This is a genomic window from Bartonella sp. AP36NXGY (genome assembly GCF_042195865.1).
Classification (GTDB): domain Bacteria; phylum Pseudomonadota; class Alphaproteobacteria; order Rhizobiales; family Rhizobiaceae; genus Bartonella.
Map to the genome: position 1 here is coordinate 82,727 of NZ_JBHIPD010000006.1, position 24,773 is coordinate 107,499.

The following is a 24,773-nucleotide window of genomic DNA, read 5'->3' on the forward strand; positions in this document are numbered from 1 at the left end:
AACGTATTATACCTTTATGACTGTTATTAATATAGATGAAGTTATAAAACATCTTTTGCCTAGACAAACAATAGCAGGCTTAGATTTAGGGACAAAAACTATCGGAATTGCGATTTCTGATATGGGGCTGACTGTCTCAAATCCGCGTCCTGTACTACAGCGAAAAAAATTTACAGAAGATGCTTACACACTTATTAAAATTTTTGACCGTGAAAATGTAGGCGTTATTATCATTGGCTTACCTCTTAACATGAATGGAAGCAGTGGCTCTCGTGTTCAAGCAACCAGAGCTTTTGTGAGCAATATGAAAGCTTATACAAAAATTCCATTTGTTTTTTGGGACGAACGTTTATCAACAATTGCTGCGGAACGGTCTCTTTTAGAAATGAATGTATCGCGCGCTAAAAGAGCAAGCCGTATTGATTCGGCAGCCGCCGCTTTTATATTGCAAGGTGCTCTCAATAGAATTCAAAACTTTCATCATATGGAAGGATAGAGGACATTGAGCAAATGCCCTGCATTATATCGTGCAATGAGCATCCCGTAAGAAGATCTCCATTGTCCCCCAAGGCGGCTTTCCATATAGGCATTCGCAACATGTTCTATGTCTGTAGAACGTAATGCTGCTGCTGCTGCTGCATAAGCTACTTGTTCAACAAAAAATCTTCCTGCACCTTCATTTGCTGATGCCATATCACCTGCTGACTTAATAATTTCAATTGCTCGGGGTCCCGCTGGTCCAATATCAAGAGCAATTTTTTCCAACAATTTCTGAAACAATCCCGGTGCTTTTTCAGCAATAAGAATTGCATCCTTTACCAATTGATTAGCAGAACTATTTCTCACAATTCGCGCAGGCCCATTATGCAACATTTGTGATAATGGATTATTCTCTATAAAACTTTCAATACCAAGTTGTGCAATAATTTCACCAATAATAGGCACAACCAATTGACTTACATGATAAGCAATAATAGGTGTCATAATGCGGGCAAAAGCTGCTTCAGAACGGTCATTTGCTGCATTGTCAAATGCTCTCGCTAAACGCAAAACCAATGCTTGTGAGGCAGCTATATCTAATGCAATATCTGCAAAAATACGTTCTGTCAGTGGAGGTAAAGGCTGATTGGGTATTTTTTTCCGGAAAAAATCCATACCAAATTGAAGAGCCGCTCGTAAAACACCTGCCGATATGACAGATTGATCGAAACGCATCATCGTCTCGATATCTTTAATAACTTTAAGCCCTTCTCCAGCATTTCCCAAAAGCCAGCCATAACTGCCTTGGAAGTCGACAACCCCCTCTGGTGTTAAAAGTTCTCCAGAACGCTGAATTAAATGACGAATCGATATAGATCCATTTAATGCGCCATTTTCTTGTATGCGTGGAATAAAAAAACAACTTAAATGACCATCTAAATCTGCACTAACAAGATATCCGTCAGCGGTAGGATTAATAACGTTGGTTTTTACAACATTTAAACGATATAGATCACGTTCCATACTTTCATCGAAAGAAATTTTCTTAACACTTGGAAAATTGAAAGCGTATTTTTCAATATCGTCAAATGCACAAGTTAGAGAAGCAGCCTTTTTATGATGAATAGGTTTTGATGAGGAATCATATTGGCGTGATAAAAGTACATTTTGCCATTTTTTGAAGAGCTCAATATCACTAATTAAAACAGCAATAGCTGCACTCGTTATGATAACTTCATTCAAATGTCCTGTTTCTAAACCAGCAGATAAAGCTAAACGAATCGCACGCGCTTGATAGCGTACTCCATTTTCTGAGCTCGTATTTTCCCAAAGCGAGGTAACCAAACCTGCTTGTCTAGAATATTGTTGAAGAGCTTGATAGGAAGAATGGATCTCTAATCTTTCTGTTGGTTGCCCCCATTCATCATTATAGCATAGTAAAGGCTTATAATGATTCGCTAAGCAAGAAAGTTTCCATGCTTCTCGACTCGCGGCAAAATCCCCTATTTCTTCAAAACTTGCTAACAAAAACTTAGGCAAAGTAGAAGCAATACGAAACATAAGCGTATCGCTAAGAAATGTATTTTTTCGACGAGTATTTTGCGCAGATACAGCACTCATAGGTATATTCCTACATTCAAATCATTCATATCATAGACTATTTGTCTTTTTAGAGTTAAGAAACATTTATCATATTCAAACAAATGCTTGTTTAACCTGTTTAGAGAGAGATAAAGAAGAATGCTATGATGCAAGATAATTTTTTCCCACTTTTCCCTCATCAACATCTTTTAGCTATTAAAGATCTGAGTGTACAAGATCTTAATACATTGCTTGATCGTGCAGAAGCAAATATTATCCTTTCTAACAAAATTGATAAAATAAAATCTACTTTGCATGGACGGACTCAAATTAATCTCTTTTTTGAAGCCTCTACGCGAACACAATCTTCTTTTGAATTAGCGGGTAAAAGGCTAGGTGCACACGTGATGAGTCTTGCGATCGGCAACTCATCTGTAAAAAAGGGAGAAACATTACTTGATACTGCTACAACTCTCAATGCGATGAAGCCAGATATACTGGTTTTTCGCCATAACAGTGCAGGAGCGGCAGCTTTATTAGCGCAAAAAGTTGATTGTTGTGTTATTAATGCAGGTGATGGTGCTCATGAACATCCAACCCAAGCTTTATTAGATGCTCTAACCATTAAAAGGGCAAAAGGTCGTATTGAAGGATTAACTGTTGCGATTTGCGGAGATATCTTACACTCACGTGTTGCCCGTTCCAATATCCTGTGTCTCAATGCTTTGGGTGCTCGTGTTCGTGCTGTTGCTCCCTCAACACTCTTACCCGCAGAAATCGCTCATATGAGTGTTGAGGTTTTTAACACGATGAAAGAAGGTCTTAAAAATGCTGACGTTATCATGATGTTGCGCTTACAGCATGAACGGATGACAGGCTCTTTTATTCCTTCTACGCGTGAATATTTCCATTATTTTGGCTTACATAAAGAAAATTTAGCCTATGCCAAAAATGATTCTATTATTCTGCACCCTGGCCCAATAAACCGTGGTGTAGAGATTGCATCCGATATAGCAGATGGACCACAAAGTATGATTCATACGCAAGTAGAAATGGGAATTGCAGTGCGTATGGCTGTCATGGAGGCTCTATTAGATTCACGCGCAAAGATCAGTGGAGAAAAAAAATGATAAAACCAGTTGTTTTTCAAAATGCTCGTATTATTGATCCTTCGCGCGTAATCGATGAAATTGGTACAGTTATTGTTGAAAATGGACGAATTATAGCCGCTGGAAAAGAAGCTCTGAATCAGGGATTCCCTGAAGAAGCAGAAGTTATTAACGCACAAAACAAAGCAATTCTCCCTGGACTTGTTGATGCGCGCGTTTTTGTTGAAGAATTAGGGAATGAACATTGTGAAACAATTACATCAGCAAGTTACGCGGCCGCAGCAGGTGGTATTACTTCCTTTCTTATGATGCCAAACACGCATCCAGTTATTGATAATGTAGCACTCGTTAAATTTATTACGCATACAGCACAGGAAATCTCATTGGTCAATATTTATCCCGTTGCTTCAATCACACAAGGTTTCAACGGACAAGAAATAACCGAATTTGGTTTGCTCAAAGATGCTGGAGCCGTTGCCTTTAGTGAAGGAAAAAAAACACTTCAAAATTCATCTGTTATGCGGCGTGCAATGACTTATGCACGCGATTTTGATGTTCCATTGATGCATGAAACGCAAGATAAAGATCTTACAGGGCAAGGTGTGATGAATGAAGGACTGCTTGCCAGTTGGCTTGGTCTTTCTGGCATCCCTCGCGAAGCAGAAGTTATCCCACTTGAAAGAGATCTACGTTTAGCAGCATTAACGCAAACACGCTATCATGCCGCTCAAATATCGACAGCACTCTCTGCTGATGCACTTCGTTTAGGTAAAAAACGCAGTGAGAAAATTTCAGCGGGTGTATCTATTAATCATTTATCTTTCAATGAAAATGACATTGGACAATATCGCACTTCTTTTCGCTTAATGCCCCCATTGCGTACAGAAGAAGACCGTGTAGCAATGATTGAAGCAATAAAGGATGGGATTATAGATGTTATTGTCTCTTCTCATGATCCTCAGAGTATCGACACAAAACATTTACCATTTAATGACGCGGCAATTGGCGCTATTGGTATGGAGACCTTATTGAGCGCAGCCTTACGTCTTTATCATAATGAGAGCCTATCTCTTCTACGGATAACGGAACTTTTGTCAACGGCGCCTGCAAAGCTCTTTGGACTCAATGCAGGAACACTCAAAAAAGGGGCTCATGCAGACCTTATTGTGGTTGATCTTGAAGAACCATGGGTTGTTTCGAAAGAGAAGCTCTATTCACGTTCAAAAAATACCCCTTTTGAGAATGCACGTTTTCAAGGACGCGTGATCCAGACTTTTGTGAAAGGGAAAAACGTTTTTAAACTTGATCAACAAACTTAATGAGATTCTTAATGAATGAAGCAGAAATATTTTTTCAGTCCACTCCATGGTTTATTTTCCTCGTATCTTATCTCATTGGCTCGATTCCATTTGGGCTTCTTTTTACGAAATTGTTCAAAATTGGTGATATAAGAACAATCGGTTCCGGCAATATTGGAGCAACAAATGTTTTACGAACAGGAAATAAAAAGCTTGCTGCTCTAACACTTCTTTGTGATATGTTGAAAGGAACTATCGTTGTTTTCGTTATAAAGTTTTTTAGTGATCCGCTAGACAATAGTATCCTTGTTTCTCTAGCAGGCTTTTTTGTTTTCTTAGGACATCTTTTCCCCGTATGGCTTAAATTTAAAGGTGGCAAAGGTGTTGCTACCTATCTAGGAGTCTGCTTAGGAATCTATTGGCCTGCAGCAATTATTTTTATTATTGTATGGAGTGCGATTTTTCTCCTCATGCGTTATTCTTCATTATCTGCGCTTATTGCTGTTACGATCACACCGATATTTGTTTTTTATTTTTCCGCTTCTTATTTCTATTGTATGCTGATTGTGATGAGCGTATTTGTGTTTATAAAACATTCTGCAAATATCGGTAGATTATTAATTGGGGAAGAAAGTAAGATTGGTACGCAACACGGAGATAAATAAAGGAATCCTGCTTACTGATCATCAACGTCTAAGCTGGTTACGGTTATTGCGCAGTGAAAATATTGGAGCTGTTAGTTTTCGCAATCTCATTGATCATTATAAAACAGCAGAAAATGCTCTGGCAGCACTGCCAGAGCTTAGTAGAAAAGGGGGTGGTTCTGTATCTATTAAAATAGCAAGCTTAGAAGATGCAGAAAAAGAAATGCAAGAAGCTGAAAGATTAGGTGTCCGGTTTATCGGTATGGGAGAACCAGATTATCCAGCTTTTCTTAAGGTTACAGAAGCCCCTCCGCCGCTTATTGCTATCAAAGGTAATGTTTCAATTTTTCAAAAAACTTCTATTGGAATTATAGGTTCTCGAAATGCTTCAGCTGCGGGAAAAAAGCTTACAGCTCAATTTGCGCGTTTTCTCGGAGAAGCAGACTTTGTAACAATTTCTGGGCTCGCTCGTGGAATTGATAGCGTTGCGCATCAAGCAAGTTTAAAAACAGGAACTGTTGCAGTCATGGCGGGAGGAATTGATCATATCTATCCTCCTGAAAATAAAAAGTTGCATGAAGATATTATTGCCAACGGTGGAGCCATCATCAGCGAAATGCCCATTTCTTGGAAGCCGCGTGCTATCGATTTTCCAAGAAGAAACCGTATTATTGCAGCTCTATCACTTGGTCTCTTGGTTGTAGAGGCAGCCCTGCGCTCAGGGTCCTTAATTACCGCACGTCAAGCAGCTGAAATGGGACGGCTAATTTTTGCCATTCCCGGTTCTCCACTTGATCCAAGATCTGTTGGTACAAACAATCTTATCAAAGACGGTGCTCTACTCACCACACATCCTTCTGACATTATAGAAACACTTACGCCATTAATTTCACCGCTTCCAAATTCGCAACTCAATTTTTTTGAGGAACCATCCTCCTTACAACTTGAAAAGGAGAATTTTAATTTAGCAGATGAAAAAAACAGCGATCTCTCTTTAGCAGATGATGATGCAGCACGTGCAGCAGTTCTCTCCGCTCTTTCAACAACGCCAATCGACTTAGACACACTCAGTATCCACTCAGGTATTTCACTCCCAACTCTCTACCTCTTGTTGGTAGAACTCGAGCTTGCTGGAAAGCTTATTCGACACTCTGGTGGTTGTGTGTCATTGTCGAATCTTGATCTTCCCCAAGAGCCTCAGCACTATTAATAATGCTTTGCCCTTCTTTGGCAACCATATCCAAAAGCAATGCTAAAAGCGGACTGTGCGCCTGACGCGCCATCTGATTCATTTGCTTTGACATGTCTGTAATATATTGGATAACTTTTAAATGATTTATAAACATAATCCTCTATCCTTGAGCATTTCCCCTCCTACCTCTCAATAGACGTTATCTTAGTATTTCGCCGTATGTTTTTGTAATAACAGTGGAAAATAAATCGTGTAATTCTATATAGGGTGTACTCTAATAATGACAATCATAAGTTGTACAATATTCATGTTTTTTATATGGCTAATATTTTTTTATGTGCTCTTAAGCAATTGGCATTAGCTATTCGCGTAAAAGGCGTTTATAAAAAAATTTTTATTTCAATATTTGGGTAAAATTATGAATATCGTTATCGTTGAATCTCCAGCAAAAGCAAAAACAATTAATAAATATCTTGGATCTCAATACAAAGTTGTCGCATCATTTGGACATGTTCGTGATTTGCCTGCAAAAGATGGTTCTGTTTTACCGGATCAAGATTTTTCTATGAAATGGGATATAGATTCTGCTGCCGCTAAACGTTTAAATGAAATAGCAAAAGCCGTTAAAGAAGCTGATAGCCTTATATTAGCAACAGACCCTGATCGTGAAGGGGAAGCTATTTCATGGCATATTCTGGATGTTCTTCGTCAAAAAAAAGTTTTAAAAGATAAACCTATTAAAAGAGTTGTCTTCAATGCCATCACCAAAAAGTCTGTGCTTGATGCTATGAATAATCCACGTAATATTGATACATCCCTTGTCGATGCTTATCTTGCACGTCGTGCTCTCGATTATCTCGTTGGTTTTACACTTTCACCTGTTTTATGGCGTAAACTCCCTGGTGCGCGTTCAGCAGGACGCGTTCAATCGGTTGCTTTGCGTATTATTTGTGATCGTGAATCAGAAATAGAACATTTTATCAAAGAAGATTATTGGTCCATTACAACACAGTTAAAAACCATCCGAAATGATAGTTTCCAAGCAAGATTGACAATGTTTAATCAAAGAAAAATAGGCAAGCTTGATATTCAATCTCAAGAACAAGCAGACCAAATTCGCTTTATGCTGGAGAAAGCTCAATATCATACACTCAGTGTTGAAGCAAAACCTACAAAGAGAAATCCTTTTCCTCCATTTACAACCTCTACACTACAACAAGCAGCTTCTTCAAAATTAGGATTTTCAGCTTCTCGCACTATGCAAATTGCCCAAAAGCTTTATGAAGGCATTGAAATTAATGGTGAAACGGCAGGGCTTATTACTTATATGCGTACCGATGGTGTGCAGATAGCACCTGAGGCTATTGATTCAGCAAGAAAAGTTATTCATGAAACTTTCGGAAAAGACTATATTCCTGAAAAGCCACGTTTTTATTCAACAAAGGCAAAAAATGCACAGGAAGCACATGAAGCGATCCGCCCAACAGATTTTCAACGCAATCCTAGTCAAGTCCGTAATTTTCTCGATAGCGATCAAGCAAAGCTCTATGATCTGATATGGAAGCGTGCCATTGCCAGCCAAATGCGCTCTGCTGACATTGAACGTACAACCGTTGAAATTGAAGCACAGCAAGGAGAAGAGCGTGCAAATCTACGGGCAACAGGATCTGTTGTTCGTTTTGATGGCTTTATTTCCGTCTACACGGATCAACGAGACGAAGAAAATAATGAAGAAAATGAAACAACACGTTTACCACAAATAAACACTGGTGAAGCACTTACAAAAGAAAAAGTTGAATCTGTACAACATACCACAGAGCCCCCTTCTCGTTATTCTGAAGCTTCATTAATTAAAAAGCTTGAGGAGTTAGGAATTGGTCGTCCTTCAACTTATGCATCCACATTAGCGACATTGTGTGACCGTGGATATATTGTCATTGATAAACGAAAGCTTATTCCCGATGCCAAGGGACGTATTGTTACAGCCTTTCTTGAAAATTTTTTTAATCGCTATGTAGAATATGGTTTCACAGCAGATCTTGAAGAAAAGCTGGATCTTATCTCTGATGGCAAACTTTCTTGGAAAGACGTATTGCGAGATTTTTGGGATGGATTTAATGCATCTATTAGCAATATCCAAGAACTCCGTATAACCAATGTTCTTGATGCTTTAAATGTAACATTAGCACCTCTCGCTTTTCCTGAACGCGAAGATGGAAGTGATGTGCGTTCCTGTCCTCTTTGTAAAAATGGTCAATTATCATTAAAACTTGGGCGTTATGGTGCTTTTGTTGGCTGTTCCAATTATCCCGAATGTAAATACACACACCAACTTGGTACAGATACTGGAGAAGAGAATGAAGCTGTACGCAATGATGAACCTGTTATACTTGGTATTGACCCTGAAACAGGAAAAGAGATCTCTCTTCGTAATGGCCGGTTTGGTCCCTATATTCAACTTGGTGAAAGCAAAGAAGTTAAGCGTGCAGGATTACCAAAAGAATGGCAGGCAGAAAATGTAACCCTTGATAAAGCCTTGGCTTTACTATCCCTTCCCCGTGAAATTGGCATTCATCCTGAAACCGGAAAAACAATCACGGCTACGATTGGACGATATGGTCCCTATCTTAGCCATAATGGAAAATCTGCGCGCCTTCTTCATGCAGATGAAGTTTTTGATATTGGTATCAATCGCGCTGTTACAGTATTAGCAGAACAACAAGAAAACAAAACCAGGCAAAGCAGAACAACACCTGAAGCATTGGCAACATTAGGAGAGCATCCCGAAGGAGGAACCATTACCGTGCGCAACGGGCGTTATGGTCCTTATGTCAATTGGGGTAAAATTAATGCAACATTGCCAAAAGATAAAGATCCCATTAGTGTAACACTTCCAGAGGCACTAGAACTTATATCGGCTAAAGCATCGAGTAAAAAAACAACTTCAAAAAGAGCTTCTTCTAAAACAAAAGCAAAAATAAAAGAGACATAAATTTTGGCTAAAGGTGAAAAAAACATAAAATATCTCTCTTCATTCAAGGGGAAAACTTTTCCCAATAAGGAAGCAATCCTTTCCTTTATAATTGAGAATCCTAACCACTCAAGTAAACGAGAAATCGCTAAAGCTTTTAACTTAAAAGGCGATTCTCGTATCTGGCTTAGAGATATGTTACGTGAGTTAAAGGATCAAAATCTCATATCTAAACACCACAAAAGAGCAATAAACAAAGGAAAATTACCCCCTGTTTCTTTAGTAAAAATTAGCGGACGTGATAAAGATGGAAGTTTTATTGCACAACCTCTTGAATGGGAAGATTCTCCAAAGCCCAATATTGAAATACACTCTTTTCATCACATAACAGGAAGTAATATTGGTGTTGGAGATCATATTCTTGTAAAAGTTTTTCGAAATAAAAATTCTGAAAGCTCAAGCCATCCTTATACGGGACGAATTATTCGTAAAATTGATGTATCTCCCAAAAGCGCATTTGCTATTGTACGAAAATTGGAAAATAATCAATGGCGCCTTGATCCTATAGACCGCAAAACCAATGAACTCATTGTTGAAATGTCTCCAGAAATGAAGATTCAAATTGGTGATCTCGTTGAAGTCGAAATAAAAAAAAATACTGGTTACGGATTAAAGAGCGCAAAAATAAAGAATGTTTTAGGGCACATTAAGAGTGAGAAAACACTCTCAATGATAGCGCTTCTTTCGAAAGGAATTCCTTATATTTTTCCTGAAAGTGTTCTTGAGCAAGCCAAACATATCAAAGCTGCCAATATGGATAATCGTGAAGATTGGCGACAATTACCCTTTATTACAATTGATCCACCAGATGCAAAAGACCATGATGATGCAGTTTATGCAACCAAGGATAAGGATCCAGCAAATAATGATGGTTGGATTATTATTGTAGCCATTGCAGATGTTTCTTATTATATCAAAACAGGAAGTGCTTTAGATAAAGAAGCATTGAAACGTGGAAATTCTGTTTATTTTCCCGATACCGTTGTGCCAATGTTACCTGAACGCCTTTCTCATGATTTATGTTCTCTGCGTGAAGGAAAAGAAAGACCAGCTTTAGCCGTTCGTATGATTTTTGATGCAAACGGTAATAAACGAAAACATAGTTTTCATCGTACTATGATTCGTGTAAGAGCCAAACTTTCTTATCAAGAAGTACAATTGGCAATTGAAGGTAATATAAATGAAAAAATAACCCCTCTTTTTGAGAGCATTTTGCACCCCTTATGGGAAGCCTATGCATGCCTTAAAGCTGCGCGAAATCGTCGCCAACCACTAGAATTAGAAATTGCAGAAAAAAAGATTATTCTTGATCAAAATGGATGCATAAAAGATGTTGTGAGTGAACCACAACTAGAAGCGCATCGTTTAATTGAAGAGTTTATGATACAAGCTAATATTGCAGCTTCTGAAACATTAAAACAACATCACCAGCCGCTCATTTATCGTATTCATGAAAAACCTTCTCTTGCTAAGCAAGAAATACTTCGGAGCTTTCTTCAAAGTTTGGGGATACCACTCTCCCGCGGAAGCGAACTTACCTCAGCGCGCCTTAATAGAATTTTAGAAAAGGTCGCTCATACTCAACAACAAGAACTAGTCAATCAAGTTATTTTGCGTTCACAATCACAAGCAGAGTACAACCCTAAAAATAGTGGCCATTTTGGTTTAAATTTGCAGAACTATACACATTTTACATCACCAATCCGTCGTTATGCTGATCTCATTATTCATCGAGCACTCATTAAAGCTCTCAAATTAGGAAATGATCAATTAACAGATACACAAGAACAAAATCTTGCAGAAATTGCTACGCAAGTTTCTTTATACGAACGCCGTGCAATGATGGCTGAAAGAGAAACGATTGATCGGCTTGTTGCTCACTATTTAACGAATAAAATCGGTCGTATTTTTACAGGCCGCATTTCCGGAGTTACAAAAGCAGGTCTTTTTATCTCACTTGATAAACTCAATACAGATGGTTTTGTCCATATTTCTACACTTAAAAATGATTATTATCATTTTGATGAAGCACAACATGTTCTTGTAGGACAGCGTAGCCATAAAGGCTATCAGCTCAGTGATGTTGTAGAAGTAAAACTTATAACGGTACAACCTTTTGCTGGCGCTTTATGCTTTGAACTGTTAACAAAACCTCGTCCAATAAAATTTTCACCGACATCCTACCATAAAAACAAATTAAAAAAACAAAAGTATACTTTTTATGGGAAAAGAAAAAATTAATCTTCTTGCCCTCCATTGAATATATATGAATAATAAATTCAATTTAAGAAATGACTTATATTATATAATATTTATATATACAATCTTATTTCTTTAGTATACAAGAGGATAAATTTTATTGTTAAGTCTATAATAACCATATAAAAATCTTGCAGTTTTTTATACTTAGAAAATGAGAGAAACTGCAAAGGATAGTTTTGGCTCCCTTTCATTTCAGCTCATCTTTTCATTGTTTAAATAAACAAGAGTACCTTAAGCCATTCTCATGAAAAAAAAACCTTTTGACTCTCAAAATAATTCTTTGCGTGCAATTATTGCCGCTATTGCAACCATTGGCACTGTTGGAACAGCATTGGCAATGGGAACACAACTTGTCTCTCTTCTTATGGCAGAGAAAGGACTTTCCAACAGTACAATCGGCTATAGTGGAACAGTTGGTGGAATCGCCACAATTATTGCAGCTATTTTTACGTCTCGAATTGCCTTATACTTAGGAATCGCTCAAACAATATTGCTTATGATGGCGATAGGATCTTTAAGTTTTTTAGGATTCTATTTTTTTGATCCCATATGGGTTTGGTTTATTTTAAAGTTTATATTACATTTCAGCATGACAGTTATGTTTATCCTGTCAGAGTTTTGGATCAACAGTTATGCTCCCCCAAAAAAACGCGGTTTGATCCTTTCTATTTATGCTATTGTCTTAGGATTAGGGTTTATAATAGGTCTAACGCTGCTAGCAAAAGTGGGAACACAAGGATTTATTCCTTTTGCTGTTGGATATAGCCTTATTATACTTGCTACTATACCAATTCTTACCGCTTGGAAATTAAGTCCAGAATTTCAAAAAAATCAATATATGCCATTTTTTCGTTATCTTTTTCACGTTCCAAGTGCAATGATGGCGGTCCTTGTTTACGGGGCCATTCAAATGGGCGTATTAACTCTTATAATACCCTTTAGTTTATCCATTGGTTATAATGAGAATGAAGCAGCACATTTTATGGCAACCCTTGCACTTGGGAATATTTTCCTCTTAATTCCTATCAGCATTATAAGCGACTACGCCAAAGATCGACGCTACCCGCTGATGAGTTGCGCTATTTTAGGTTTTATAGGAACTTTTATAGTACCATGGATTCTTCAATATCCATGGATTCTGATGCTTGATTTGTTTTTTCTGGGTGGTGTATCAGCGAGCCTTTATACAATTAGTCTTGCACATTTAGGAGCCCGTCTCAAGGGGCAAGAACTTGCTGCTGCTAATTCTGCTTTTATTTTTTGTTATGGAATTGGTATGCTCATCGGACCGACCTTTATCGGAAAATCCATGGATATCTTTAAACCCTTTGGTTTTTCAATAGCCATGGCTGTTTTTTTCGGTTTATATGTCATTTTGGTGTTTGTCCAACTTATGAGAAAATTAATCAGCTCTTGACTTTTTTGAGAACATCCGTAGTGTTGCCGGAAAATCTGATGATGTCGGAAATAAGTTTTGACAGCAATAATATTTTTTCAGTATAAATAGGGTATTTACATTATGGCTAAAGCAGCAACCATTAAGATCAAGCTTTTATCAACTGCAGATACTGGTTTTTTCTATGTAACAAAGAAAAACAGCCGTACAATGACAGATAAAATGAGCAAGCGTAAATATGATCCAGTTGTAAAAAAGCACGTTGAATTTAAGGAAACAAAAATTAAATAAATAAAATTATTATTAAATTGATAGATTTTATACTCCAAAAGAAATGTGGGAGTATTGCTCTTCAAAGTTATTTTTTGAGGGATGTTTTTTTATTTCCTTAAGTTTAAAAAGTTTACTTTAAACTTTGTATGTTTTGTACGGATTTGGATAAGTTGATTTATTATTTAAGTTGCTTACATATATTCTGTATGAGTATTTGATTATTGTGATATCTAATGAAAATTTTGTCATTAAAACGAAACACTGTTTCGTCATATGAATAAAGTTTCTCGGGTCAATTATAAACAATACTAAAATAGAGTTATAATAATGTTAGCAGTTTCTTTATTTCATGAAAAAATCTTTTTCTCATTTTAATCTAAGAAGCTTTAATCTAAAAGTTATCGGTTTCAGTATTTTTGTCGCTGCTAGCATTCTTATCATTATGTCAACTTATTTTAAGAAAACTCAGCGGTTGCCTCAAAAAGAAAAATTTTCTTCTCAAAACTCTGTTGAAGGAAATGCATTAATCATTGATGGCGATACCATTATGATTTCTTCAATTAAGATTCGACTAGCTGGAATTGATGCTCCTGAACTCCACCAATTTTGTGGAAAAAAGGAAGCGCGCTACCCTTGTGGGCTTGAGGCAAAAAAATATTTAGAACAACTATTAAAAAATCAAACTGTTACATGTCACTGGAAAAAAACAGATAAATATCGCCGTATTCTTGCAACATGTAAAACAAAACAAGTTAGCAATATCAACGCAACACTTGTACATAATGGTTGGGCTGTAAATTATTATGAATACCCCAAAGAAGAGCAAGAAGCTAGAAAGAAAAAGAAAGGAATATGGGCATCAAGTTTTCAACGACCAAAAGAATGGCGCAAAGCAAATCCTCGCACAGAATAAAAAAATATTTTTTAATTTTATTTACTAATGAAACAATGTAGCCCAATTATCAAACTTGAAAAAGAGATCTATTCCTGTCGTGTTTGCGTCCAACAACCCCATTATTTTCCTCCTCTTCCTCATGAACCAAACCCTGTCGTTTATTTATCCGATACTGCTTCGATTGCAATTGCAGGCCAAGCACCAGGGTTGCGTGTCCATGAAACGTCTATCCCTTTTAATGATCGCTCTGGTGAAAAATTGCGTAATTGGCTGGGTGTCACGAAAGAAGAATTTTATAATAAATCTCTCTTTGCTATTGTTCCTATGGGATTTTGTTTTCCAGGTTATGATAAAAATAAAGCTGATTTACCACCAAGACGTGAATGTCGAGAAATATGGCATGAAAAGATATTTCAGGCAATGCCTCAAATAAAGCTTGTTCTTGCTATTGGCAGTTATGCGCAAAAGTGGCACATTACAGAATTAAAACATAAAACCGTTTCTGCAACTGTTGGTGATTGGAGAAATATTCTTTCCATTCCTCAACCTCGAGGCTATAATGTTATGCCTTTGCCTCATCCGTCATGGCGAAATACTTCTTGGTTACAGAAAAACCCATGGTTTAACGATGAGCTTATTGTATATCTGCGTTGTTTAGTGCGTAAATTTTTATAAATTAAAATATTGAGAAAAAATATGGATCGTCTTGACCGAAAAATTTTACATCTTTTGCAAGAAAATGCGACACTTTCTGTTGCTGATATTGCTAAAAAAGTGGGACTTTCGACCACTCCTTGCTGGCGTAGAATTCAAAAACTTGAAGAAGATGGCGTCATTCAGCGTCGTGTTGCTGTTCTTTCTCCAGAAAAAGTAAACGCACACGTCACTGTTTTTGTGTCTATTCGCACAAATACACATAGTCATGAATGGTTTAAGCGTTTTTCAAAAATTGTGCAAGAATTCCGTGAAGTCATTGAATTTTATCGAATGAGTGGAGATATTGACTATTTATTGCGTGTTGTTGTGCCCAACATTGAAGCTTATGATCTTTTTTATAAAAAATTAATTTCTAAAATTGATATCCGTGATGTCTCATCTTCTTTCGCAATGGAACAGATTAAATATACAACGGAACTTCCACTTAATTATATTAAATTACACGACAAGACGCATGAACAAAACTCTTAAGATTTTTATATCCGTCTCATGATCTTTTAGGCATTCAAACTTTCTTGTTCCAAAACTGCCATTTGTGCATGTGTTAAAACAGCGGCTTTGACGATACCAGCTGCCATAGCTGCTCCTGTCCCTTCACCAAGACGCATCCCCAAATCTAGAAGTGGTTCTTTGCCAATTTTTTTTAAAAGTTTACGATGAGCTGTCTCAGAAGAAACATGTCCAACAAGGGTATGATCAAGAGCTTTTGGATGCATTTTATAAAGAACCGCTGCAGCTACTGTTGCCACAAAACCATCTAAAATAACGGGTATTTTTTCTATTCTTGCTGCTAAAATAGCACCAACCATAGCAGCAATCTCACGTCCTCCTAAGCGACGCATTATCTCAAAAGGATCATTGAAATAATCCTTGTGCAAAGAAATAGCTGTCTTAACCGCTGCAATTTTACGCTGATAAAAATCACCTTCTGATTCCATAGCATTTCCTGTCCATTCTTCCACTTCCCCTCCAAACAATGCTAAGCATAAAGCTGAAGCTATTGCTGTGTTTCCAATTCCCATTTCTCCAATACATAAAAGATCTGTTCCACCCGCAATGGATTCCATTCCAAATGCCATTGTAGCAGCCGCACTCCGCTCATCCATTGCGGCATCCTTCGTAATATTCATTGTTGGATATTCTAATGCTAAATCAAATATTTTTAATCCAAGATCATAAGCAATACAAATTTGATTGATAGCAGCTCCACCAGAGGCAAAATTTTCTACCATTTTTTGTGTCATAGATTGTGGAAATGGTGTAATATTCTCCTCTACAATACCATGATTTCCAGAAAAAATAGCGACCAAAGGTCTCGTTACGATAGGTTTTTCTGTACCCCTCCACCCCGCATACCAAACAGCAATATCTCCTAGTTTTCCTAATGTTCCTTGCTCTTTTGTTAAGTCTTTTTGCCGTTTTTTTGCCAAAATTATAGAAAACTCATCAGCAACAGGTAAATTTGTAAGCAAAGCACGAAAATCATCAAATGGACTAGCGGTCATAAGGATACCTTTTAAAATCTACAATGTTTATGAAAATCCCGTCATATATACAGGATATGAATAATTTATTGTTTTTTTAACAGTGCTTTAAAAATGTTAAATACTATGAAAGCAATAATTTCTACATTCTATTTTCAACCCTAATAACAAACGTGCAAGATTCAAAATGTTATTAATATCTTATGATTACCTTTACAGTGATACCCTTAACCTATTTTTTATTTAATAGGCATAATCAGCATGCCGTTTAATATATACATTCCAACAATTCTTATGCATAATAAAAGTTATAAACTTTCAAAAACTTATAAAATTGAAGAGATCAAAATTATCGCAAAGACATCCAAACGCAAAGGATCTCAACTTTAATATATGTTAATTATTAGGCTATTATTAAATGAGAGCATAAAAAGCTTCTTTTAAAATACATATATCTGCATTTGGTTTTGTCGCATCATTTGATAATATTTGCCTCCATCGACGTGCCCCACCCCGCCCATGAAATAAACCAATCATGTGACGTGTCACATGAGAAAGCCGCCCCCCCGATGCAATATGTCGAGCTGTATAATCACACATAACCTCAATAAGATCACTCTCACTCAGATTATTTTGCGTCTCACCATAGAGTTCAAAATCAATATGTTTTAACAAAGCTGGATTATGATAAACTTGGCGACCAACCATGACAGCATCACAGAAAGTTAAGTGTTCTTTGATCTCATCAATCGATTTAATTCCACCATTTATCCCAATGAATTTATGAGGATATTTACGTTTTAATTTGTAAACTCTTTCATAATTAAGGGGCGGAATATTACGGTTTTCTTTCGGACTCAATCCTTGCAGCCATGCCTTGCGTGCATGTATCCAGAGCGCATCACATCCAGCATTCCAAACCTGATTAGCCAAAAGATCTAACGCTAACTCTTCATCTTGTTCGTCCACTCCAATCCGACATTTGACAGTTACAGGTATAGTAACCTCTCGTTTCATCGCTTCCACGGCATTTGCCACAATGTCTGGATGTAGCATCAAACAAGCCCCAAAGACACCTGCTTGAACACGATTTGATGGGCACCCGACATTAAGATTTATTTCGTTGTAGCCAAAATCCTCAGCAATTCGTGCAGCTTCTGCTAACTTTCTCGGATCAGCCCCCCCTAGTTGTAATGCAACTGGACGTTCTTTATCGCTAAAAGCCAACAATTGTTCGCGAACACCATGAATGACAGCATCTGCTACCATCATTTCCGTATAAAGGAGAGCTTTTTTCGTTAAAAGACGATAAAAAAATCTGCAATGTCGGTCTGTCCAGTCCAACATTGGTGCTACTGCAAATTTTATAGGCGATGGAAGATTGTAAAATATCATGAGGGTATTACTCTCATGTCCCTATAGCTCTCTCTTTATACATAAAAAATACTTACTTTTAGTTTACGGAAAATTTTATTCTCTTATACTATCATGAATATAATAACAGCTCATTATTTTCAATTGATATCAAGGTTTACTACAATCAATCATGCCAAAACACAATATCGCATTTCTCATAGATTAGTGTTCAGGTATATAAACATGAAAAAAGAAGATTTTTACTATAATATAAAAAACTCATTTATAAGTTCTTCTTACGCTCTTCAAGCCTCTTCCCTTACATGATTTAGTACAGCATTTAAGATAATAAATGCTAAACTAACACATTATAGAATTTTTCATGATCGATTTAATTTTCTTTAGATTTTTTTAACTCATTGTGCAAATAAACGATACAGAAAGTAGCTTTTATCTTCTCTTAAAGAAGGAAAAATCCTTATTTCACATGAATCTAATTATAAATCATTTTTTTCAATGAGTTATTCTTGGTAACATTCTTGAATTTCACTTTATAAGATAGACAAATTTCATCCTAAATATTCTATCTAATTTTGCCATTTTGTGATTCTTGCAAAAAAAACTAAAATCAGGGTATAGACAGCCATTGCCTTTTTAATATCTATGACTGATATCAGTATCTCTTTAAGGAAAATATTTTACAATATTGCAGATAAAATCTGTAAAATAAAATGATCATAAAAGTTGTTCAATCTCTTGTTGGCTTTGCATATAGGAAGAAAGAGTATCAACCTCTTGTTCATTAAATAGGAGACCCAGTTTTGAACGACGCCATAACACATCTTCACATACTTTAGCCCATTCTTTTTCCATCAACCATTTTACTTCTACTTCATAAAGCCCATGTCCAAAATTTTTTCCTTTATTTGCCTTACCATGTGCAAAGATCACCAATGCTTCCGTACCGTAGGAGCGTGCAAGCCTGCGATGTGTAAAAGCATCTAAATCTGGCATCAAAAGAGCAATCCTATTTTCGATTGTATCTAATTTGTTATAGGGAAAATCACCCCCTGGAAGTACTGCCTTAGCCGTCCATGATGCTCTCTTTTTACCAAGCTCTTTTTCAACAAATTTCATCGCATCTTCAGCCAACTTACGATAAGTTGTAATCTTTCCACCATAAAGATTAAGTATCTTTGGTGTCGTTCCTGTTCCCATTTCTTTTAAAACATAATCGCGCGTAATTTCTTGTGCTTTTGAAGCTCCATCATCATAGAGTGGACGAACTCCCGAGTAAGACCAGACAATCGTTTCAGGCAACACTGGTTGTATGAAATATTCACTGGCTGCTGCACAAATATAATCAATTTCTGTATCAGTAATATGAACGTCAGCCGGATCTCCTTGATAATTACAATCTGTTGTTCCAAGTAAGGTAAACTCTTCTTGATACGGAATAGCAAATATAATACGCCCATCACCATTTTGAAAAATATAAGCACGATCATGAGTATAAAGCTTGGGAACCAAAATATGAGAACCTCTAACAAGCCGTACTGGTGAATGTTCTTTACAATCTAATATGCTTGCTAAAACATGATCAATCCAAGGACCTGTCATATTCGCGACATAAGAAGCTGTGACACTATATTCTTTGCTACTTAACTTGTCTTGAAGAAAGATACGCCATTTATTGTCTTCTTTTTTTAAAGAGAGAACTTCTGTTCGTACTTTTATATCAGCTCCCCACTTTTCTGCATCACGAGCATTGCCAATAACTAAACGCGCATCATCTACTCTTGCATCAGAATATTCAAAACCTCTCTGATATTCTTTCTTCAGTGTAGAGCAAAATTTTTGTGAAAAATTAATCGTTTTACTGCGCCACAATTTCTGATTCCAATTCCCTAAATAATCATAAATAAAAAGTCCAAAACGCAACATCCAAGCAGGGCGCAATTCTTTATGATAAGGAAGGAGAAAACGCAAAGGACGCACAATATGTGGAGCCATACGTAAAATAATCTCGCGTTCTTTCAATGCTTCACGAACAAGTTTGAACTCATAGTGTTCAAGATAACGAAGCCCACCATGAATAAGCTTTGTTGACGCACTTGAGGTCCCAGATGCAAGATCGTTCATTTCAGCCAATCCCACTTTAAATCCGCGTCCTGCTGCATCTCTTGCCAATCCACAGCCGTTTATCCCTCCTCCAATGATAAACAGATCATAATGTGTTGTGGTTTTCATAATTTCACTTTTCATTATTTAATTTTGTTTCTCAGTACTCAATAAAGCAACAGGAAAAAATAATACAAATGTTCTTCATTGTATTATCAACGTACTTTTTCCTAAAATAAACACGCACAAAAAGCTTTTGATACCCTTATACATCAAAACAACATTTGACAAATTAAAGAGATTTTTTTTATCTTTTACAAAACATAATCCTTACCAAGCCAAGGTTTATCATATGAAATCTTTTTAGAGAAAAATTGATGTTTTTTCTCATTCTTAAAGATACACTATAACTAAATGCTTCATTGCACATAGATAGCGCTTTTCATATAGTTCACTCAATGACACCCTAAAAAATGTGAAGGTATACAAATGAATTATCACTCTCAAAACTCGAAAATAACACTTTTTTCAAAAATTTTAGTCATAGTTATGTCGAGTATTTTAATCTTTTTACCTTCTTTATCAAACGCAACATCACACTCAAAAACAGCAAATGATTTAAGCTTAGAAAAGCTTAAATCACAACTTTTGGAAGATTCTAGCTTTTTATCTAAGCTTAAAGAAAAAATGATACCACATACTGATTCTCATCATATTCAACAAATCGTCAGAGAGTATCTTCTTACTCATCCAGAAATTATGATTGAAATGCAGCTTATTCTTCAAGATAAGCTGGAAAAACAGAATGAATACGAAAACCAAAAACAAACTTCTGTCATTCATTCATTAGAAAAAGAGATTTTTCATTCTCCTCATGACGCTGTTTTGGGAAACCCAAATGGTAAAAGAGTGCTTGTCAATTTTTTTGATTACAACTGTGGTTATTGTAAAATTTCCTATTCAAATATAGAAGACTTGATAAAAGAATATCCAGATTTAAAGGTTATTATCAAGGACTTACCAATTTTAAGCTCTGATTCTATGGCAGCCCATACTGTTGCCTACGCATTTCGAAAACAATTTCCAGAGAAATATCCTCAGTTTCACAAAACGCTTTTAATGTATCAGGGTCGTGCAAATGAAGCTAAAGCTATTAAAGTAGCTGTTTCATTAGGAGCAGATGAAAAAAAACTACATAATGCAATAAAAGATCCCACTCTGCAAAACGCTTTTAAAAAAAACATTCAAATTGCCTCTGCACTTCATATTACGGGAACACCTTCTTACATCATTGGTGATAAAATATTCATCGGCGCAGCCAGACAAGATATTCTAAAACAAGCGATAGATAATACACAGTGAATACCTGATCCGTTTTAGGAAGAATACTGTAAATGAGGTAATTTTATGCTTTCTCTTTTTTGATAACAGGCTTATAAGTGCAATTTTACGTAAAGCAGATACAAGTTTTAAATTGCAAAGTATAATGATTTAAAGGAAATAAAAATCTTTAAAGCCTCAAAAGATGTCATCCCTAATCTAGAGATATTCGGTCATAAAATGAGATAATGACGATCTTCATTGATCAAGGAGTTAGAAATAAAATGGCAACAAAAAAAATGGATTCGGCAAAAACCGCAATTGATACGAAAATTATTCGTGATCTTGCTGAAATTTTGAATGATACAAATTTAACGAACATTGAAGTTGAACAAGGGGAGCTTCGTATTTGTGTCTCACGCCAAAATACCTTAACTTCTTCTGAGCAAGCAATCTATGCCCCTGTTTCTACTCCTACTTTTTCTGTAACATCTTCTCCAGTTCCAACAGCTGAATCTCCTATACAATCTATCCAAGAAGATAAATCAAAAAACACAATAACCTCCCCAATGGTTGGAACAGCTTATCTTGCACCCTCACCAGGCGCACAACCTTTTGTAGAAGTAGGACAAAATGTTTCTGAAGGGGAGACATTACTTATTATTGAAGCCATGAAAACAATGAATCAAATTTCATCACCGCGCTCCGGTACGGTAACCACTGTTCTTGTCAAAGATGGTCAACCTGTTGAATTTGGTGAACCACTTATTATTGTTGAATAAAGCGAGGGGCAACCATGATTCGAAAAATCCTCATTGCTAATCGAGGAGAAATTGCTCTTCGCGTTTTACGTGCATGTAAAGAACTTGGCATAAAAACCGTGGCTGTTCACTCTACCGCTGATGCAGATGCAATGCATGTTCGTCTTGCTGACGAAAGTGTTTGTATTGGCCCTCCTCCCGCTCGTGATTCTTATTTGAGTATTCAGCAAATTATTGCTGCTTGTGAAATTACAGGAGCGGATGCTGTTCATCCAGGTTATGGCTTTCTTTCTGAAAATGCAAAATTTGCAGATGTTCTAGAAGCCCATGATATTACATTCATCGGTCCAACAGCTACTCATATCCGCATCATGGGCGATAAAATCGAAGCAAAGAAAACCGCCAAAAAACTTGGTATTCCTGTAGTTCCAGGTTCAGATGGAGCAGTCACTGAAGAATCAGATGCTTTACGCACTGCTCGTGAAATTGGTTATCCAGTTATTATAAAAGCTTCTGCCGGTGGTGGCGGACGTGGTATGAAAGTCGTTCATTCTGAACAAGAATTTTCTATAGCTCTCAAAACAACGCGTTCAGAAGCGAAAGCTGCTTTTGGTGATGACGCTGTTTACATAGAAAAATATTTAGAAAAACCCCGTCATATTGAAATTCAAGTCATAGGTGATGGTGCGGGAAATGCTATTCATTTAGGAGAACGCGATTGTTCACTTCAACGACGGCATCAAAAAGTATGGGAAGAAGCTACGTCACCTGCACTTAATGAAACTGAACGGAAAAAAATTGGAAATATTGTTGCAAATGCTTGTGCCCAACTTGGATATCGTGGAGCTGGTACTATTGAATTTCTTTATGAAAATGGCGAATTTTATTTTATTGAAATGAATACACGTTTACAAGTCGAGCATCCTGTAACTGAAGCAATTACAGGTATAGATTTAGTCCACGAACAAATCCATATTGCATCAGGCTGTAAACTTTCAGTGACACAAGATGAAGTCTGTTTTTCTGGTCATGCCATTGAATGCCGTATTAATGCAGAAGATCCTATTAACTTTACGCCATCACCTGGAACCATTACACATTTTCATACACCTGGAGGTTTAGGGATTCGTGTTGATTCAGGCGCTTATTCAGGTTATCGCATTCCTCCTTACTATGATAGCATGATTGGAAAGCTGATTGTTCATGGACGTACCCGTTTAGAGTGTATGATGCGTTTACGGCGTGCTTTAGATGAATTTGTCGTCGATGGGATAAAAACTACACTACCTCTTTTTCGCGATCTTATTAATAATCAAGATGTTGCTGATGGTAATTATAATATTCACTGGCTAGAAAATTACCTTGCTCATCAATCAAAGTCTTCAGATTCGTAATTCGATAGCAAAACGGTGCATTCTTATAAAAGATTCTATAAGATATCAACATAAGGATAGTTCCAACCTTGCTGTAAAAAGTGGAAAAAGGAAATAAATTGGTTATTTTTTACATAGTTTTCTTTTAATATACATAAAATTTAATAATTTTCTGTTTTCCTTTTTGTTAGTTTGTGCTAACTCCTACATGGTTACGCCCTTATAGCTCAGTTGGTAGAGCACCTGATTTGTAATCAGGGGGTCGGGAGTTCGAGTCTCTCTGGGGGCACCATTTTATTTCTTGAACATATTGAAATATATAGATTTTTTCTTTAAATAGCCATTTTCAGACCACCTTTTAGACCACCTTCTACAGTTTATATAATTTTACCTAATTTGTTCTTATTTGCTCCTTATTTTTCTTTGGAGTGAAGGCTAAGATCTCTTTTTTTCTCCATCTCACTGCTCTCCCTAGCTTATATGGCTCCGGAAACAACCCCTGAAGCACCCAATTGCGAATCGTTGTTGTGGATACACTAAAAAGCTGTGCACACTCACGTGTCGTTACATATCTATCTCCATCATCAAATATCATCTCATTACCTTTCTCTTTTTTATATTAATTAAATGGGTGGGAGTGCTGGAAGGAGAGAGCACCCCCATAGGTTTAAGCAGCTTTTGCCAAAATCTTTTGCATCTCTTGTTCTATTTCCCCTAAAAAGATTTCGACCGCTTTATTGATCTCTTCAATGTGTTTCTCATCACGGAGGACGCGTTTGATTTTCATTCTCAAACCAGTAGATTTGCCTACAAAGTTTGGATTATAGCTCATGAAATCACACCATTTGCGTCCAGTGCATGCCATTTGGAATTGCATCTGTGCGATATATTCAGGCTTGATTTCGTCATAAATAAAAAAACGCAAATGCGTGGTTGATTGTGGACATTTGACTTCTATTAAACCGTCCTCTCCAATCAACCCATCAGGACTAGCCCCCGCCATTTCCATTTTGGGGTGGGGGATAAACCCGCATCTTGTGACTTCTGCGTCATAAATGAATTCATATTCTCTTAAGGCATCTTCTTCATGTTCGATACCCCATTGCATAGCAGGTGTTGTATAAGATTGGCTTATTTCCTCTATTAAGCGTTCTGTCATGAGTTTCGTTTTGTAGTCTTCATATTTGCTGGTAGGCAAGCCTTTAGCTGTCTTACTGAGTACGCTGTAGACATTAGATGCAGTGACTTTACCCAAGCGCGCTTGAAACCACTCTGCTGTCCTTTGTTCCATTTCACACCGCCGTTTCTTGTTGAGTTGGCGCATATTCGATATCTTGTATAGGTGCATCTAATTGCTCTTGTTGTGCTTTATTCATTTGCTTTCGTTGCTTTTTTTTCAAAGAAAACAAAGCGGTTTGTGCTTGTTTAAAAGACATATCTTTTAGATTTTTTACTCCTATGAAAGAGAGAAGCCTACTTT

The 24,773-nt window shown here is 36.7% G+C and carries 22 protein-coding genes, 1 tRNA gene and 1 pseudogene; 16 read left to right on the forward strand and 8 right to left on the reverse strand.

What is annotated here, in order from left to right; genetic code table 11:
* The first annotated feature begins 16 nt into the window (after nucleotides 1–16).
* Entirely contained in the window at nucleotides 17–496 is a 480-nt protein-coding gene (gene ruvX / locus ACFINX_RS04115) for a Holliday junction resolvase RuvX (RefSeq protein WP_375611932.1), read from the forward strand.
* Here ruvX and ACFINX_RS04120 read toward each other — a convergent pair.
* Nucleotides 481–2,100 (reverse strand): acyl-CoA dehydrogenase family protein, encoded by a 1,620-nt coding sequence (locus ACFINX_RS04120; protein ID WP_375613414.1) that lies wholly within the window; start codon nucleotides 2,098–2,100, stop codon nucleotides 481–483. The genes ruvX and ACFINX_RS04120 overlap by 16 nt on opposite strands.
* Nucleotides 2,101–2,225: 125 nt before the next feature.
* On the opposite strand from ACFINX_RS04120, the gene ACFINX_RS04125 reads away from it, so the two are divergent.
* Genes ACFINX_RS04125 through dprA form a run of 4 tightly spaced genes read left to right on the forward strand, consistent with a single transcriptional unit; the run spans nucleotide 2,226 to nucleotide 6,322 of the window.
* Complete coding sequence (locus ACFINX_RS04125; RefSeq protein ID WP_375638414.1) at nucleotides 2,226–3,191, forward strand: aspartate carbamoyltransferase catalytic subunit; 966 nt, start codon at nucleotides 2,226–2,228, stop codon at nucleotides 3,189–3,191.
* Nucleotides 3,188–4,489, forward strand: coding sequence for a dihydroorotase (locus tag ACFINX_RS04130; RefSeq protein ID WP_375668373.1), 1,302 nt, complete (start codon nucleotides 3,188–3,190; stop codon nucleotides 4,487–4,489). Before ACFINX_RS04125 ends, ACFINX_RS04130 begins: the two co-directional genes overlap by 4 nt.
* An 11-nt stretch (nucleotides 4,490–4,500) precedes the next feature.
* Nucleotides 4,501–5,133 (forward strand): glycerol-3-phosphate 1-O-acyltransferase PlsY, encoded by a 633-nt coding sequence (plsY, locus tag ACFINX_RS04135; protein WP_375611937.1) that lies wholly within the window; start codon nucleotides 4,501–4,503, stop codon nucleotides 5,131–5,133.
* A complete protein-coding gene (gene dprA, locus ACFINX_RS04140) occupies nucleotides 5,090–6,322 on the forward strand; it encodes a DNA-processing protein DprA (protein ID WP_375650374.1) in 1,233 nt (410 codons plus the stop codon). Before plsY ends, dprA begins: the two co-directional genes overlap by 44 nt.
* Here dprA and ACFINX_RS04145 read toward each other — a convergent pair.
* Entirely contained in the window at nucleotides 6,252–6,458 is a 207-nt protein-coding gene (locus ACFINX_RS04145; protein WP_005773510.1) for a hypothetical protein, read from the reverse strand. The genes dprA and ACFINX_RS04145 overlap by 71 nt on opposite strands.
* A gap of 264 nt (nucleotides 6,459–6,722) precedes the next feature.
* Here ACFINX_RS04145 and topA point away from each other — a divergent pair, with 264 nt between their 5' ends.
* The 7 genes from topA (at nucleotide 6,723) to ACFINX_RS04180 (ending at nucleotide 15,349) form a co-directional block, all read left to right on the forward strand.
* A complete protein-coding gene (gene topA, locus ACFINX_RS04150; RefSeq protein WP_375668374.1) occupies nucleotides 6,723–9,296 on the forward strand; it encodes a type I DNA topoisomerase in 2,574 nt (857 codons plus the stop codon).
* 3 nt (nucleotides 9,297–9,299) lie between these two features.
* Nucleotides 9,300–11,576, forward strand: coding sequence for a ribonuclease R (gene rnr / locus ACFINX_RS04155; protein ID WP_375650382.1), 2,277 nt, complete (start codon nucleotides 9,300–9,302; stop codon nucleotides 11,574–11,576).
* Between the two features lie 265 nt (nucleotides 11,577–11,841).
* Entirely contained in the window at nucleotides 11,842–13,014 is a 1,173-nt protein-coding gene (locus ACFINX_RS04160; protein ID WP_375628148.1) for an MFS transporter, read from the forward strand.
* Between the two features lie 102 nt (nucleotides 13,015–13,116).
* Nucleotides 13,117–13,284 (forward strand): 50S ribosomal protein L33, encoded by a 168-nt coding sequence (rpmG, locus tag ACFINX_RS04165; protein WP_004864083.1) that lies wholly within the window; start codon nucleotides 13,117–13,119, stop codon nucleotides 13,282–13,284.
* Between the two features lie 331 nt (nucleotides 13,285–13,615).
* Nucleotides 13,616–14,179, forward strand: coding sequence for a thermonuclease family protein (locus ACFINX_RS04170; protein ID WP_375628149.1), 564 nt, complete (start codon nucleotides 13,616–13,618; stop codon nucleotides 14,177–14,179).
* Nucleotides 14,180–14,206: 27 nt separating this feature from the next.
* Entirely contained in the window at nucleotides 14,207–14,836 is a 630-nt protein-coding gene (locus ACFINX_RS04175; RefSeq protein WP_375613408.1) for a uracil-DNA glycosylase family protein, read from the forward strand.
* A 21-nt stretch (nucleotides 14,837–14,857) separates the two neighbouring features.
* Nucleotides 14,858–15,349, forward strand: a complete 492-nt coding sequence (locus tag ACFINX_RS04180) for an Lrp/AsnC family transcriptional regulator (protein WP_015856433.1) — start codon at nucleotides 14,858–14,860, stop codon at nucleotides 15,347–15,349.
* Between the two features lie 26 nt (nucleotides 15,350–15,375).
* On the opposite strand, the gene cobT is transcribed toward ACFINX_RS04180, so the two are convergent.
* The 3 genes from cobT to glpD all read right to left on the reverse strand — a co-directional run bounded on the left by cobT (nucleotide 15,376) and on the right by glpD (nucleotide 19,983).
* A complete protein-coding gene (gene cobT, locus ACFINX_RS04185; protein WP_375628152.1) occupies nucleotides 15,376–16,383 on the reverse strand; it encodes a nicotinate-nucleotide--dimethylbenzimidazole phosphoribosyltransferase in 1,008 nt (335 codons plus the stop codon).
* A 393-nt stretch (nucleotides 16,384–16,776) separates the two neighbouring features.
* Nucleotides 16,777–17,757 carry a tRNA dihydrouridine(20/20a) synthase DusA gene (gene dusA, locus ACFINX_RS04190; protein ID WP_375613406.1) on the reverse strand — a complete coding sequence of 327 codons (981 nt, stop codon included), beginning with the start codon at nucleotides 17,755–17,757 and terminating at the stop codon, nucleotides 16,777–16,779.
* A gap of 696 nt (nucleotides 17,758–18,453) precedes the next feature.
* Nucleotides 18,454–19,983, reverse strand: a complete 1,530-nt coding sequence (glpD, locus tag ACFINX_RS04195; RefSeq protein ID WP_375628154.1) for a glycerol-3-phosphate dehydrogenase — start codon at nucleotides 19,981–19,983, stop codon at nucleotides 18,454–18,456.
* A gap of 345 nt (nucleotides 19,984–20,328) precedes the next feature.
* Here glpD and ACFINX_RS04200 point away from each other — a divergent pair, with 345 nt between their 5' ends.
* The 4 genes from ACFINX_RS04200 to ACFINX_RS04215 all read left to right on the forward strand — a co-directional run bounded on the left by ACFINX_RS04200 (nucleotide 20,329) and on the right by ACFINX_RS04215 (nucleotide 23,585).
* Entirely contained in the window at nucleotides 20,329–21,201 is an 873-nt protein-coding gene (locus tag ACFINX_RS04200; protein ID WP_375668375.1) for a DsbA family protein, read from the forward strand.
* A gap of 242 nt (nucleotides 21,202–21,443) precedes the next feature.
* Entirely contained in the window at nucleotides 21,444–21,941 is a 498-nt protein-coding gene (accB, locus tag ACFINX_RS04205) for an acetyl-CoA carboxylase biotin carboxyl carrier protein (RefSeq protein WP_375613403.1), read from the forward strand.
* A 14-nt stretch (nucleotides 21,942–21,955) separates the two neighbouring features.
* Nucleotides 21,956–23,314 (forward strand): acetyl-CoA carboxylase biotin carboxylase subunit, encoded by a 1,359-nt coding sequence (accC, locus tag ACFINX_RS04210; protein ID WP_375613402.1) that lies wholly within the window; start codon nucleotides 21,956–21,958, stop codon nucleotides 23,312–23,314.
* 195 nt (nucleotides 23,315–23,509) lie between these two features.
* Nucleotides 23,510–23,585: transfer RNA gene (locus ACFINX_RS04215), tRNA-Thr, on the forward strand.
* A gap of 99 nt (nucleotides 23,586–23,684) precedes the next feature.
* Here the strand turns inward: ACFINX_RS04215 and ACFINX_RS04220 are convergent.
* The 3 genes and pseudogenes from ACFINX_RS04220 to ACFINX_RS04230 all read right to left on the reverse strand — a co-directional run.
* Nucleotides 23,685–23,888 (reverse strand): AlpA family transcriptional regulator, encoded by a 204-nt coding sequence (locus ACFINX_RS04220; protein WP_005865986.1) that lies wholly within the window; start codon nucleotides 23,886–23,888, stop codon nucleotides 23,685–23,687.
* Nucleotides 23,889–23,960: 72 nt separating this feature from the next.
* Complete coding sequence (locus tag ACFINX_RS04225) at nucleotides 23,961–24,584, reverse strand: lambda exonuclease family protein (RefSeq protein WP_375638900.1); 624 nt, start codon at nucleotides 24,582–24,584, stop codon at nucleotides 23,961–23,963.
* 1 nt (nucleotide 24,585) lies between these two features.
* Nucleotides 24,586–24,773, reverse strand: a pseudogene (locus tag ACFINX_RS04230) (recombinase); the annotation flags it as partial.